General features: G+C 68.1%; 13 protein-coding genes. 11 read left to right on the forward strand and 2 right to left on the reverse strand.

Annotated features, from left to right (window positions below; genetic code table 11):
* Positions 1 to 53 precede the first annotated feature (53 nt).
* A complete protein-coding gene (locus J9315_RS09175; protein ID WP_249120862.1) occupies positions 54 to 1,499 on the reverse strand; it encodes an MFS transporter in 1,446 nt (481 codons plus the stop codon).
* 218 nt (positions 1,500 to 1,717) lie between these two features.
* Here J9315_RS09175 and J9315_RS09180 point away from each other — a divergent pair, with 218 nt between their 5' ends.
* Together J9315_RS09180 and J9315_RS09185 are read left to right on the forward strand one after the other, a co-directional pair.
* Positions 1,718 to 2,590, forward strand: a complete 873-nt coding sequence (locus J9315_RS09180) for a CPBP family intramembrane glutamic endopeptidase (protein ID WP_211977648.1) — start codon at positions 1,718 to 1,720, stop codon at positions 2,588 to 2,590.
* Positions 2,591 to 2,623: 33 nt separating this feature from the next.
* Positions 2,624 to 3,571: an NADP-dependent oxidoreductase gene (locus tag J9315_RS09185; RefSeq protein ID WP_211977650.1), complete on the forward strand. Its 948-nt coding sequence runs from the start codon at positions 2,624 to 2,626 to the stop codon at positions 3,569 to 3,571.
* A gap of 54 nt (positions 3,572 to 3,625) precedes the next feature.
* Here J9315_RS09185 and J9315_RS09190 read toward each other — a convergent pair whose 3' ends face one another.
* Positions 3,626 to 4,435, reverse strand: a complete 810-nt coding sequence (locus tag J9315_RS09190) for an LLM class flavin-dependent oxidoreductase (protein WP_211977652.1) — start codon at positions 4,433 to 4,435, stop codon at positions 3,626 to 3,628.
* A 38-nt stretch (positions 4,436 to 4,473) separates the two neighbouring features.
* On the opposite strand from J9315_RS09190, the gene J9315_RS09195 reads away from it, so the two are divergent.
* From J9315_RS09195 to J9315_RS09235, 9 genes are all read left to right on the forward strand, one after another.
* On the forward strand, positions 4,474 to 5,910 hold the full coding sequence (locus J9315_RS09195) for a recombinase family protein (protein WP_063250471.1): 1,437 nt from the start codon (positions 4,474 to 4,476) through the stop codon (positions 5,908 to 5,910).
* 182 nt (positions 5,911 to 6,092) lie between these two features.
* Entirely contained in the window at positions 6,093 to 6,305 is a 213-nt protein-coding gene (locus J9315_RS09200; protein ID WP_026529988.1) for a hypothetical protein, read from the forward strand.
* A complete protein-coding gene (locus J9315_RS09205) occupies positions 6,305 to 6,553 on the forward strand; it encodes a helix-turn-helix domain-containing protein (RefSeq protein WP_063250470.1) in 249 nt (82 codons plus the stop codon). The genes J9315_RS09200 and J9315_RS09205 overlap by 1 nt, the downstream gene beginning before the upstream one ends.
* A 330-nt stretch (positions 6,554 to 6,883) precedes the next feature.
* Positions 6,884 to 8,305, forward strand: a complete 1,422-nt coding sequence (locus J9315_RS09210) for a Rep family protein (protein ID WP_063250469.1) — start codon at positions 6,884 to 6,886, stop codon at positions 8,303 to 8,305.
* Entirely contained in the window at positions 8,302 to 8,892 is a 591-nt protein-coding gene (locus J9315_RS09215) for a hypothetical protein (protein ID WP_026529992.1), read from the forward strand. The genes J9315_RS09210 and J9315_RS09215 overlap by 4 nt, the downstream gene beginning before the upstream one ends.
* Positions 8,889 to 10,163, forward strand: a complete 1,275-nt coding sequence (locus J9315_RS09220; RefSeq protein WP_082834984.1) for a relaxase/mobilization nuclease domain-containing protein — start codon at positions 8,889 to 8,891, stop codon at positions 10,161 to 10,163. Before J9315_RS09215 ends, J9315_RS09220 begins: the two co-directional genes overlap by 4 nt.
* Complete coding sequence (locus J9315_RS09225) at positions 10,114 to 10,653, forward strand: hypothetical protein (RefSeq protein ID WP_176472455.1); 540 nt, start codon at positions 10,114 to 10,116, stop codon at positions 10,651 to 10,653. Before J9315_RS09220 ends, J9315_RS09225 begins: the two co-directional genes overlap by 50 nt.
* A 92-nt stretch (positions 10,654 to 10,745) precedes the next feature.
* Positions 10,746 to 11,105: a metalloregulator ArsR/SmtB family transcription factor gene (locus tag J9315_RS09230; protein WP_063250467.1), complete on the forward strand. Its 360-nt coding sequence runs from the start codon at positions 10,746 to 10,748 to the stop codon at positions 11,103 to 11,105.
* Positions 11,102 to 11,704 (forward strand): cadmium resistance transporter, encoded by a 603-nt coding sequence (locus J9315_RS09235; protein WP_063250466.1) that lies wholly within the window; start codon positions 11,102 to 11,104, stop codon positions 11,702 to 11,704. Before J9315_RS09230 ends, J9315_RS09235 begins: the two co-directional genes overlap by 4 nt.
* Positions 11,705 to 11,808 lie beyond the last annotated feature (104 nt).

Raw genomic sequence — 11,808 nt, forward strand, 5'->3', positions numbered from 1 at the left:
GTCTTCCACAGTCGTGTCCGGTCAACGGTTTGGATTCGATAACATTATTCCGCTCACAGCTGAGGTCGCCGCGTGCGCCTGACCTCGGCGATTCCGACGATGCCGGCGATGATGACGACAACGGCGATTGCCAGGAATGCGACGATGAGCCCGAGGTCCCAGTCGCTGACCGCGACGACGGCGAAGGCGACCGCGGTGAGGATCGCCAGCCCCATCGAGGTGCCGATCCGCTGACCCGTCTGCAGCACTCCCCCGGCCGATCCGGCGTACTTCAGGGGCACCTCGTTGAGCGTGAGCGTCTGGTTCGGGCTGATGACCATGCCCTGCGCGATGCCGACGAAACTGAGGGTGAGCAGCAGCCACCATTCGCTGCCGATGCCCTGGGAGAGGAGGGCGACGACGAGGACCGAGGAGAGCAGACCGAAGAGGCACGTGACGATGCCCCAGACGACGAGGCGGCGCCCGGCCTGGAAGACGTAGCGGCCGGAGATGTCGGCCGACAGCGCCGAGAGCAGCGCGGCGGGCAGCCCGATGAGTCCGGAGGCCAGCGCGGTGTGGCCGAGGCCCTGCTGCATGAACATCGCGACGATCACCCACACACTCGTCACCCCCATGAAGTAGAGGGCGATGATGATCGAGCCGTTGCTGAAGCTCTTGATCGCGAAGAGGTCGAGTTCGACCATCGGGGTCCGGCCACGGGATTCGTACCGCCGCTCCCACTTCGTCCACGCCCAGATGACGACGAGCCCGAGCGGCAGGGCGAACCACACGAACCAGCCGACGGAGGATTCGACGAACGGCAGGAGAACGAGGAGGACGCCGAGACCGAGGAGGACGACGCCGACGGGGTCGAGGTCGTGCCGGTGCCGACGCTGGTCCGGGGGCGCCGCCTCGTCGATGGGGTCGGTCTGGTCGACAGCCGGGCCCCACGCGGACTTCGGCAGCCAGACGATCGCGAAGATCACGGCGAGGATGGCGAACGGGACGTTGACGAGGAACGCCGCCCGCCACCCGAGGGCATTGCCGAAGATCGCGATGAGGACGCCGCCGAGCACCGGTCCGATCGCCACCGACAGACCGACGATCGTGCCCATGAGGCCGAAGGCACGACCTCGGCGCGGTCCTTCGAAGTACTGCTGGAGGAGACCGACGACCTGCGGGTTGAGCAGTCCCGATCCCAAGCCCATGACGACGCGGGCGATGTTGAGGGTGATCGGGTCCGGGGCGAGGCCCGACACGAGCGAGGAGATGCCGAAGAGGCTGACCCCGGCGATGAAGAGCTGGGCGCGGCCGAAGACGTCGCCGGCGCGACCGGCCGCGACGAGGACGACGCCGAAGGAGAGCGCATACCCGGTGAGGACCCACTGGAGGGCGGAGGTCGAGGCCCCGAGGTCGCGCTCGATCGCCGGGAGGACGACGTTGATGATCGACACCGACAGCAGGGACATGAACAGCGGGACGAGAGCGACGAGGAGGATCCTCTTCTGCACCTGAGTCATTCCGCCGCCTGCAGCCATTCCACACCTTTCGACCATTCTCGACAGCCGACGCCACCGTCGACCGTCCTCCCGCTGGTGATCCTATCCCCTTGCCCGCCGGCCGGCGCGGTGGGACCACCCGTTGACACCGGCCCATGAGCGTGTGACGGTAGGGCGACCTCCCCTCCCGCCGCGACGATCGGAGCATGATGAACCGGAACGCGAACCCAGCAGCGTCCATGACCTTCCCTGCGGCGATGGGTCAGGCACAGCGGCCGACGGGTCCGCTCCTCGGCATCGTCATCGTCACCGTGATCTTCTTCGTCGCCCAGCTCGCGGCGCTGCCGGCCGGCATGCCGAGCGAGGGAGCCGGGCTCACCTTCGTCCAACAGGCCGTCCTCACCGGCAGCTTCGGGGTCGGGGCGGTCCTCCTCCTGCTCTGGGTCCGGTTCAAGGAGCGCCGGCCGATCCGCTCGCTCGGATTTGCCGCGCCCGGGGCAGGAGCGAAGATCCTCCGCGGCGCGCTCATCGGCCTCGCAATGATCTCCGCGGTCGCCCTCATCACCGTCGCCACCGGGCAGGGCACCCTCGGCGCGCCGAACTGGAGTGCGCTGCTTCCCGCGCTCATCCTGCTCGCCGGCTTCACGATCCAGGGCAGCACCGAGGAGCTCTTCGCCCGCGGCTACCTCGTCCAAGCCGTGTCGTGGAAGTGGGGACTGCTGGCGGCCTTCGTCGTCCAGACCGTGTGGTTCACCCTCCTCCACGGCGCCAACGGCGGCATCACAGTCGTGCCCGTGCTCAACCTCGTCCTCGTGGCGGTGTTCCTCGGCTTCTGGTCACTCGCCGAGGAGGGGCTGTGGGGCGTCTGTGCGTTCCACGCCGTGTGGAACTGGGGTCAGGGCAATCTCTGGGGCGCCCATGTCTCGAACATGGACGTCGAGACCTCGGTCCTCTCCTTCCGCCCGACCCCCGGTGCCGGCGACCTGATCTCGGGCGGATCGTTCGGCTTCGAGGGCAGTCTCGTGTCCTCGCTCATGCTCGCTCTCGGCACGGTCGTCGCCGTCGTCATGGTCCGCCGGCGGCGGCGTGCGGCGACGGCCGATCGGGGCTGAGAGGACACAGCCGGCCAGGGGACAATGGTGTCCATGACGAATGACACGATGAGAGCCGCGACCCAGCACAGTCTCGGGGGCCCGGAGGTCCTCGAGGTCGTCGACCTGCCGCGTCCGCAGCCGCGGACCAACGAGGTGCTCGTGCGCGTCCGCGCCGCCGGGCTCAACCCGACCGATTGGAAGCACCGCGCGGCCGGGCGCTTCCTCGGTCAGCCGCCGTTCGTCCTCGGCTGGGACGTCTCCGGAGTCGTCGAGGCCGTCGGCGTCGGGGTCGCGCGCTTCGCGGTCGGCGATGAGGTGTTCGGCATGCTCTCCTACCCGTACGGTCACGGCTCCCATGCCGAGTACGTCGCGGCACCGGCGCGGGTGTTCGCGAAGAAGCCGGCGGGACTCGACCACGTCGAGGCCGCCGCCCTGCCGCTGGTGTCCCTCACGGCGTGGCAGACCCTCATCGACTACGCGCAGCTGACACCGGGCCAGCGCGTCCTCATCCATGCCGCCGCCGGCGGAGTCGGCCACGTCGCCGTGCAGATCGCCAAGGCCCACGGCGCCCACGTCATCGGCACGGCCAGTGGGAAGAAGCATGATCTCCTCCGCCGCCTCGGCGCCGATGAGACGATCGACTACCGCACGGAGGACTTCACGGAGACCGCCACCGACATCGACGTCGTCCTCGACACCCTCGGCGGGGACACCGCGATGCGGTCGCTGCGCACCCTCACCCCCGGAGGGATCGCGGTCTCCACCGTGCCGGTCGGCCCCGACGACTTCACCGCCGAGGCGACGCGTCTGGGCGTCAGGGCGCTGCGGATGCTCGTCGACTCCTCCCATGCCGACCTCACCGCGATCGCCGGGCTCGTCGACGCGGGCCGGCTGAGGCCCGAGATCGCCGCGACCTTCCCGCTCGAGGAGATCGCTGCCGCACACCGCCTCGGCGAGACCGGGCGCACCACCGGCAAGATCGTCATCACGATGTCCTGACACACCTCAGGGCCCGGTACACGAGGTGTACACCGGGCCCTGATGGGGAGCGGCTCAGATCGGGTAGCCGGTGACCGGACCCTCCCAGTTCGGCTTCCAGCCGAGGGCCGGAGCGACGTGCTCGGCGAAGGACTGGAGGACGTGGAGGTTGTAGTCGACGCCGATCTGGCTGGGGATCGTCAGCATGACCGTGTCGGCAGCCTCGATCGCCGGGTCGTCCTTGAGCTGCTCGATGAGGACGTCCGGGGCGGCCGCATAGGTCTTGCCGAACGTCGAGCGCATGTCATCGATGATGCCGATCTGGTCGCCGTCCTCATGGGAGCGGCGTCCGAAGTAGAGGTCGTCGAGATCGGTGGTGATCGGGAAGATGCTGCGGCTCACCGACACGCGCGGGGTCCAGTCGTGGCCGGCTTCCTTCCACGCTTCCCGGAACTTGTCGATCTGCTCACGCTGGAGGTCGGCGAACGAGTCACCGGTCGCCTCGGTGAGCAGGGTCGAACTCATGAGGTTGACGCCCTGTTCGGCCGCCCACTCCCCTGTCGCGCGGGTCGCCGCACCCCACCAGATGCGGCGGTCGAGGCCGGGGGCGTGCGGTTCGATGGAGAGCCGGGCACCGGGACCGAACTGCTTCGGGTCGGCCGGAGCCATCTTCTCGCCCTTGATCGCGGCCATGAACTTCCCGAACTTCGCGCGGGCGATGTTCGCGCCCTTGGCGTCCTCGGCATCGAGATACCCGAAGGCCTCCCACCCGCGCTCGGCCGGCTCCGGTGATCCCCGGCTGACGCCGAGGGCCACCCGGCCGTCGGCGAGGATGTCGAGCGCTGCGGCCTCCTCGGCGAGGTAGAGCGGGTTCTCATAGCGCATGTCGCGGTTGCGACACCCGTTCACGTAAGCTTGGTTGCATGGTTGAACTGGTATCGCTGAGGAAGACGAACGAGGTAGCCGCGTACGTCCGTGCCTCGATGGATCGCAAGGGCGACCGGTGGACGGTCGAGACGCAGCTGCGGAAGATCAGGGCGCTGGCCGAGGCCAAGGACTGGGAGGTCGTTGAGGTCTACGACGACAACGCGGTATCGGCGACGAAGAAGCGCCGCGCTGGCACCCGGTGGGCCGAGATGCTGGACGACGCCCGGGCGGGTCGGTTCTCGATGGTCGTCGCCGTGGACATGGACCGGCTCCTGCGCAGCACGAAGGACTTGAACACGCTGATCGACCTGGGCCTGCGCGTCGTCACCGTGGACGGCGAGATCGACCTCTCGACTGCGGACGGCGAGTTCCGAGCGACGATGCTCGCCGCTCTCGCGCGGTTCGAGGCCCGTCGCAAGGCCGAACGACAGATCCGTTCCAACGAGCGCCGCCGCGCCGAGGGCATCCCGGCATCCACCTGGAAGGCGTTTGGCTGGACGAGGGAGGGCGAGCTGATCGAGGAGGAGGCCGACGCGGTTCGGCGGGCCTTCGATGCGTTCCTCGGAGAGCCGTCCCTGTCGATCCGTCGCATCCGCGAGGACCTGAACAGTGCCGGTCATCTGACCGCGCGCGGGTCGGAGTTCTCCGTCGATGCTGTGCGGTATCTGCTGGCGAATCCTCTCTACGCTGGCTACATCAAGCACTACGCCTCGGGCGAGCTGTACCCGGTGCAGGGCGAGGCGTTCCCTCCCATCGTCGGCGAGCAGACCTGGAGGGCCGCGGTGGCGAAGCTGGAGGACAACGTGCGGAGGTCGGCGAGGCAGGGCAACCAGCCTAAGTACCTGCTGTCCACGATCGGGCTGTGCGGGAAGTGCGGCGCGACGCTCGTATCGGGGACGAACAGCCGCAAGCAGCCGACGTACCGCTGCGGCGAGCAGTTCCACCTCACCCGCCAACGCGAACCCGTCGACGCGATGGTCACCGAGGCGGTGCTCACCCGCCTGTCCTCGGTGGACGTGCACGACCTCGTGATGCCGCAGGAGGACGATGGGCCGGACCGCGAGGAGCTGCTGACCGAGCGGAATGCCCTGGTCGAGCGCGTGAAGGAACTGAGCCCTCTGCTGCTGGACGTGCGCCAGCCCGTCTTGGAGATCACCGAGGCGATCAGGGGCGGGAAGGTCCGCATCGACGAGATCGACGCGGAGCTGCTCGACCGCTCGGTGTCGGTGGCGGCGAAACTGCTGGCGGACGTGGATGAGCCACTGGGCACCATGGAGCGCCGCGAAGTGGTCGAGTCGAAGTGGAAGGCACTGGACATGGACCGCCGCCGGATGCTCGTGGATGAGCTGGTGACGGTGACCATCGAGCCCATTGCCCCCGGCCACGTGAAGTTCGACCACGCCCTCATTCGGATAGAGCCGCGTCGCGACTAACACGCGAATCGACTCGTCAGTGGACTGGTGAGTCGAGTCGTGGGAGAATGGTTGCAGACAAGAAGATCCCACCGGGGCCGCGACTTAGAAGCGCGGGGTTCTACTCCCGGATGAGTAGCCGGTCAAACAGCCCAATTACCGTGGCGGGGAACCGGAAGCACACTCATGTTTGAGGACTTCCGATGTCTGTCGTTATCGACGCTCCCCGCGCATCTGCGCTGGACTGCCCTGGGCTCGACCAGGACTCGACCCCCGTTCCGCAGGCTGATGGGCTCGATCCCGTCATCGCTGCCGCCCTCGCCGCCGGTCGCCGAGCTGGTGAGCGCCTGGCCCGCACGCCGCTGACTCCGCGCCAGCGGGCCGCGGTCGCCGCCGTGATGGGTGGTGATCGCTGATGAGCGCCAACTCCGCCGCCTTCGACCACGTGAACGGCTTCCGCTGGCGTGTGGGCGACCCCACTCTCGCCGACAGCGAAGCGCACCTCTACGACCTCGGCGTGCTCCGCTCCGTGCTGGAGGAGGCCGTCGAGATGGCCGCCGCCGATGCCCGCGCCGACGGGGTGACCTGGGCCAAGATCGGCGACGCCCTCGGCGTCACGCATCAGGCCGTCATCAAGCGTTACCGCAAGGGCGGTGCCCGATGAACGCCGCCGAACGCACCAGCGCCACCGCTCCCGCTGACCTGACCAACCCGACCGATGGGCCTGGCCTGGCATCCGCCGGAGGCGGGCTGCCCGTCGTCGTGATGCCCGTCCTCATCCGTGCTCCGCACTCCAAGAGTTCCGGGAGCCTCATCCGTTCCTACGGGCGCGGCAAGGGCTTGTCGATTGCCGCGCCATGCAACAACATGCCTGGTCAGCTGCCGGTTTCGCCTTCGCTCCACCGCGTGACCCCGCAGGATCATTTGGGGTCTCATTTGGGGGTCAATAGGGGGTCATTTAAGGCGCCGCACGCTCCTTCCGACGTCCTGGACGGTGGTCGTCGTGGCTAAGCAGGAGAACAACCCGACGAGCATCGGTCTCACGCAGTACCTCGATCCGTCGTACTGGACCTGGGCCGCCGGCGATCCGACCGGAGCCGCGCTGCTCCAGCAGGGAGCCGGAGCGATCCTCACCTACGTGGTGCAGCGGCTCGAGGCCATCGGCTGCGAGGTCATCGAGGCCTACGGCATCGTGCACGACAAGGACGAGCGCGAGGTCTGGAGCGACACGGAGAAGGCTCTGGTCGTCGAGCCGAAGCCGGATCACCTGCACGCGGTGATCAAGTTCGCCAGCCGCGCGAAGAGCGCGCCTCTGGATCGGCTCGCGTTTGGCATCGGCGTCGAACCGCAGTACGTCGAGAAGCCCGGTCGCGGGCGGTACGCCTTCGACAACATGCTCTCGTACCTGACGCACGTGAAGTACGCGGACAAGCACCAGTACGCGCCTTCGGAGGTCGCCACGGTGCGCGGGCCGGACTACCTCGGCATCGACGCCCAGCGCCGGGAGACGTGGCTCAAGGGTCGCGCCCACGTGAAGAAGAAGGTCGTCGCCGAGAACTTCGAGGACATGCGCGAGCGCGTGCTCCAGGGCGAGATCACGCGCGATCAGATCATGCTTACCGATGAACTGTTCGACATCTACTCGCGGCATCAGCGGGAGATCGACGATGCCCTGTCGGCCTATGGTCAGCGCCGTGCGTACCGGGCGGCGGCGAAGCTCCGCGCCGGTGAGTTCTCGACGCACGTGGTGTTCGTCCACGGGGATGCCGGTATCGGCAAGACCCGGTTCGCCACGGACTTCATCACCGAGGCGATCAACGCGGCGAACGCCCACGGCGAGCGGTGGCAGGTCTACCGGGCCGCCACGGGGAACCCCCTCGATGACTGGCGCGGGGAGGAAGTGCTGCTGCTCGACGATCTGCGCGCCTCGGCGATGGACGCGAACGACTGGCTGCTGCTGCTCGATCCGTACAACGCCTCGCCTGCGAAGGCTCGGTACAAGAACAAGGGCGAGGTGGCCCCGCGTCTCATCGTCATCACGGCGACGATCGAGCCTGTCGAGTTCTTCTACTACGCCCGTCAGAAGGGCAACGTGGACGAGGCGCTGGACCAGTTCATCCGCCGCCTGGCCTCGGTCGTGAAGGTCTACCGTGCCGACGACATCAACCGCTACCTCGTGCAGCACATCGGAAGGATCGAGCCCTACGAGTGGCATCAGTGCAGCGTTCCGGCCGCCGCGCACACGCCCGGTATGTACGGGAACGCGTACCACCGGAACGCCGGGTCGCGGGAACTGACCTACGGTCCGGAGACCTCGGCGGACCACGACGCGGACGGCGCGGTCGCGGAGCTGCTGAGCGGGCTCGCCGTGCGGAGTCCGGACGTGCCGCTGGCACTGATCGGAGGTGCCGCATGAGCACCGAACTGGACGCGCTCTTTCAGGGGGTCGAGGGGGCCGGAGGCCCCTCGCAAGCAGGCATGGAGGACACGAGCGTCAGCGATGTGTCCGACATGCCTACTGCTTGCCACTCTGGCGTACAGGTAGAGCAGCAGGCCGACTCCCAGGTGAACACCGGTCGGGCTGATGCGGAGGCTGTGCGTCAGAGTCACGGCGGCGCGAAGCGTCGTCGTGGCAGCGGCGGGCGGCTCGATACCCGCTTCGATGACGCCACGCTCGGGGCGCTTCGCACTCGTGCGAAGCGGCTCGGGCTGGCTCCGAGCACGTGGGTGCGGACCGTCGTGCGGGATGCGCTCCACGCCTCTCGGAGCGAGGAGCTGGACGCCGCCGTGGCCGCGCACCTGCTCGGAGCCGAGTTGCGCGTGCAGGCCTCGGCGGACGCCCGCGAGCTGGCCGCCCAGGTGCGCCCGCTGGCGATCAACGTCAACGACCTGGACCGCCGCGCGCGGGCCGGTGAGGCGGTGGCGCTGTCGGCAGAGGTGCCCGAGCTGATCGAGTTGCTGCGCGGGGTCCGGGCGCTGCTCGGGGACCGGACGGCGTCATGAGCACCACGCACTACAGCCCGAGCACGAGCGCCGGAGACACGGAGCGCTACATCCGAGGCGAGGCGGACGAACGCGGGGTCGCGATCACGTGCGATGTGCCGGGAGGCCCCGGCGCATTCTCGGCCCGCGCCCGCGCGCTCACGCAGAACACGAAGCGCGACGTCGAGGCGCTGCACTATCGCCAGTCGTTCAGCGACGAGGAGTTCGACCCGAACAGCCCGGAGGACGTGCAGCGGGTGAACGATCTGGGCTACCAGCTCGCGAAGAAGATGCACCCGGACTCGGACTGCCTTGTGGTGACGCATGTGGATGGACGTGGCCGCAAGCCGCACAACCACATCTTGGTCGTCAACCACAACAACCGCGCCGGGAAGGCGCTCTCGGACTACCGCACGTTCCACGACCGCAAGGCAGGGAACCAACGGGGCGTGCAGTCGGCAAACGACGAGCTGATGCGCGAGCACGGCCTCTCGGTCGTGAAGCGGCTGGAGCACGCGCCGAAGGACTGGGAGCTGCGCCGCGAGGACTTCGCCGAGGGGTCGCTCGACCGGGAGATGGGCGACCGGATGAGCGCCGCTCTGGCCAATCCTTGGTCGGTGGACAAGCCCGGTCTCGAATCGGTGATCGCGGAGCAGAACCAGCAGCTTGGCGACGACGGGAAGCAGGTGCCGCGGATGCGCCTGCACACAGCCGTGAGCAAGCGGGGCAAGAACGTCGGCAAGGCGACGTGGACGCTCTACATCGAGGACCGCCGAGGTGAGTCCGGGCGCGCCGAGCGCCGCAAGCGCACCAGCGCCCTCTCGGCGGACTTCACCCCGGAGGGCGCGCAGGCGTTCTTCGACTATCACCAGCAGCAGAAGGAGCAGGGCCATGAGCGCAGCGCTCGACAGGCTGAAGCAGCAGAACGCGCAGGACGAGCAGCGGCAGCAGCTCGGCATTCCGGAGACGATGGAGGCGTTGACCTCGATCCTCGCCGCCGTCGAGGCGCAGAACGCGCGGCTCGACCGGCTGGCCGAGCAGCAGAAGAAGCTCGCGGGGTTCTTGAAGGTCATGGACGAGGAGATGAGCAAGCGCATCGACCGGGCGTCGACCTCGCAGCCGTCCGTCAGCACGTCACCGCAGATCGAGAGCGTCGAGAGCAGGCTGAGCGAGATCGAGAGCACGCTCGGCGAGTTCGTGCAGAGTCTCGACGGGAAGCGGCTGAACGCCGCCTCGCAGAGTTTGATCGCCGAGGCGCAGAAGAACCACGCGGCTACGGCCTCGGCGATTGAGGGACTCAAGGCACAGGCCGCGGCGAACCAGAAGCTCGTGAGCCAGGTCGGCGGGGCCGTGCAGCGGATCGAGAAGCGCACCGAGGAACGGGTCGAGAAGGCCGTCGAGCAGGTCGCCGGGGAGGCCTCGGCCACGATGACGGCGAACCTCGACGCGTCCAACGAGCGCGCCGAGCGGATCATCGCCGCGACGGCGAAGCTGGAGGCCCGACAGCTCTGGTCGGCTGGCGCTGCGATGTGCCTCGCCCTCTTGCCGGTGGTCGTGGTCGTCGCTGGGCTCTGGATGGGCATCGCTGGGCTCATCACAGGCGCTCAGTGGGCCCTCGACGTGGACGGGAGCCCTTGGCTCGGCATCGGGCGCTGGCTCGTGGTTGCCGTGGGCCTCACCGGGGCCGGCTACGGGCTCTTCGCGTCCGTCCGTTGGGTCGCGTGCCTCGTTGAGACCTGGAGGGGCCGCGGGATGCCGAAGTGGCCCCGCTGGCGCAAGTAGGTGAATCCGGTTCCCGAGGGCAAGCGCGCGGAGCGCGTGCGGCAGCCCTGACGTGTCGACAACAAGTCAGCAGTCCCTGTATAGTTCAGTGCATGCTGACCATTGCTTCACGCCTCGACGTCATGAACCGGCTCGGCCGGGCCATGGCGGACCCGACGCGATCCCGGATCCTGATGACCCTGCTCGACGGCCCAAGCTACCCGGCCGTGCTCTCGCGCGAGCTGGAGCTGACGCGCTCGAACGTGTCGAACCACCTGACCTGCCTGCGCGACTGCGGGATCGTGGTCGCCGAGCCCGAGGGGCGGCAGACGCGCTACGTGATCGCCGACCCGCATCTCGCGGCGGCGCTCACGGCCCTCGTGGACGTGACGCTGGCCGTCGACGAGCACGCGCCCTGCATGGACTCTCAGTGCACCGTGCCGGGCTGCTGCGGGACAGGAGCGGCCAAGTGATTCTATCCTCAGTTCTACAGGCGATCGGCCTATTTACCGTTACAAACCTCGACGACATTATCGTGCTCTCGCTCTTCTTCGCCCGCGGCGCAGGCCAGCGCGGGACCACCACCCGCATCCTGATCGGACAGTACCTGGGATTCGCCGGGATCCTGGGGGCGGCCGTGTTGGTGTCTCTGGGCGCGAGTGCATTCCTGCCTCCAGAGGTCATTCCGTATTTCGGACTCATCCCGCTGGGGCTCGGATTGTGGGCCGCCTGGCAGGCCTGGCGTGCCGGCGACGACGATGACGACGACGAAGCCAAGGTGGAGAGCAAGAACGTCGCGGTGTGGATTGTGGCCGGGGTCACCTTTGCCAATGGCGGGGACAATGTCGGTGTCTACGTCCCGGTCTTCCTCAGCGTAGGCCCGGCTGCCGTGGTTGCCTACTGCATCGTGTTCCTAGCCCTGGTAGCGGCGCTAGTGGGCGTGGCCAAGTTCGTCGCGACCCGTCGGCCGATCGCCGAGGTACTGGAACGCTGGGAACACATCCTGTTCCCGATCGTGCTGATCGCCCTGGGCACCGCCATCCTCGTCGGCGGCGGTGCATTCGGCCTCTGATCCCACCCCAGCACCCCCAAAAAGGTTTAACAGGGTCCCCGCCAAGGCCTCGACGAACAACATAGGGACATCCCCGGATCATCAAGAACAGGGCAAATCAACCA

This window comes from Brevibacterium sp. W7.2 (assembly GCF_018137945.1).
Lineage (GTDB): Bacteria > Actinomycetota > Actinomycetes > Actinomycetales > Brevibacteriaceae > Brevibacterium > Brevibacterium sanguinis.

What these genes read in the sequence shown, in the direction of transcription:
- J9315_RS09200 (WP_026529988.1), top strand. Translation starts at nt 6,093, where the DNA reads ATGTCTGTCGTTATCGACGCTCCCCGCGCATCTGCGCTGGACTGCCCT.
- J9315_RS09175 (WP_249120862.1), bottom strand. Translation starts at nt 1,499, where the DNA reads ATGACTCAGGTGCAGAAGAGGATCCTCCTCGTCGCTCTCGTCCCGCTG.
- J9315_RS09215 (WP_026529992.1), top strand. Translation starts at nt 8,302, where the DNA reads ATGAGCACCGAACTGGACGCGCTCTTTCAGGGGGTCGAGGGGGCCGGA.
- J9315_RS09190 (WP_211977652.1), bottom strand. Translation starts at nt 4,435, where the DNA reads ATGCGCTATGAGAACCCGCTCTACCTCGCCGAGGAGGCCGCAGCGCTC.
- J9315_RS09205 (WP_063250470.1), top strand. Translation starts at nt 6,305, where the DNA reads ATGAGCGCCAACTCCGCCGCCTTCGACCACGTGAACGGCTTCCGCTGG.
- J9315_RS09195 (WP_063250471.1), top strand. Translation starts at nt 4,474, where the DNA reads ATGGTTGAACTGGTATCGCTGAGGAAGACGAACGAGGTAGCCGCGTAC.
- J9315_RS09180 (WP_211977648.1), top strand. Translation starts at nt 1,718, where the DNA reads ATGACCTTCCCTGCGGCGATGGGTCAGGCACAGCGGCCGACGGGTCCG.
- J9315_RS09185 (WP_211977650.1), top strand. Translation starts at nt 2,624, where the DNA reads ATGACGAATGACACGATGAGAGCCGCGACCCAGCACAGTCTCGGGGGC.
- J9315_RS09230 (WP_063250467.1), top strand. Translation starts at nt 10,746, where the DNA reads ATGCTGACCATTGCTTCACGCCTCGACGTCATGAACCGGCTCGGCCGG.
- J9315_RS09220 (WP_082834984.1), top strand. Translation starts at nt 8,889, where the DNA reads ATGAGCACCACGCACTACAGCCCGAGCACGAGCGCCGGAGACACGGAG.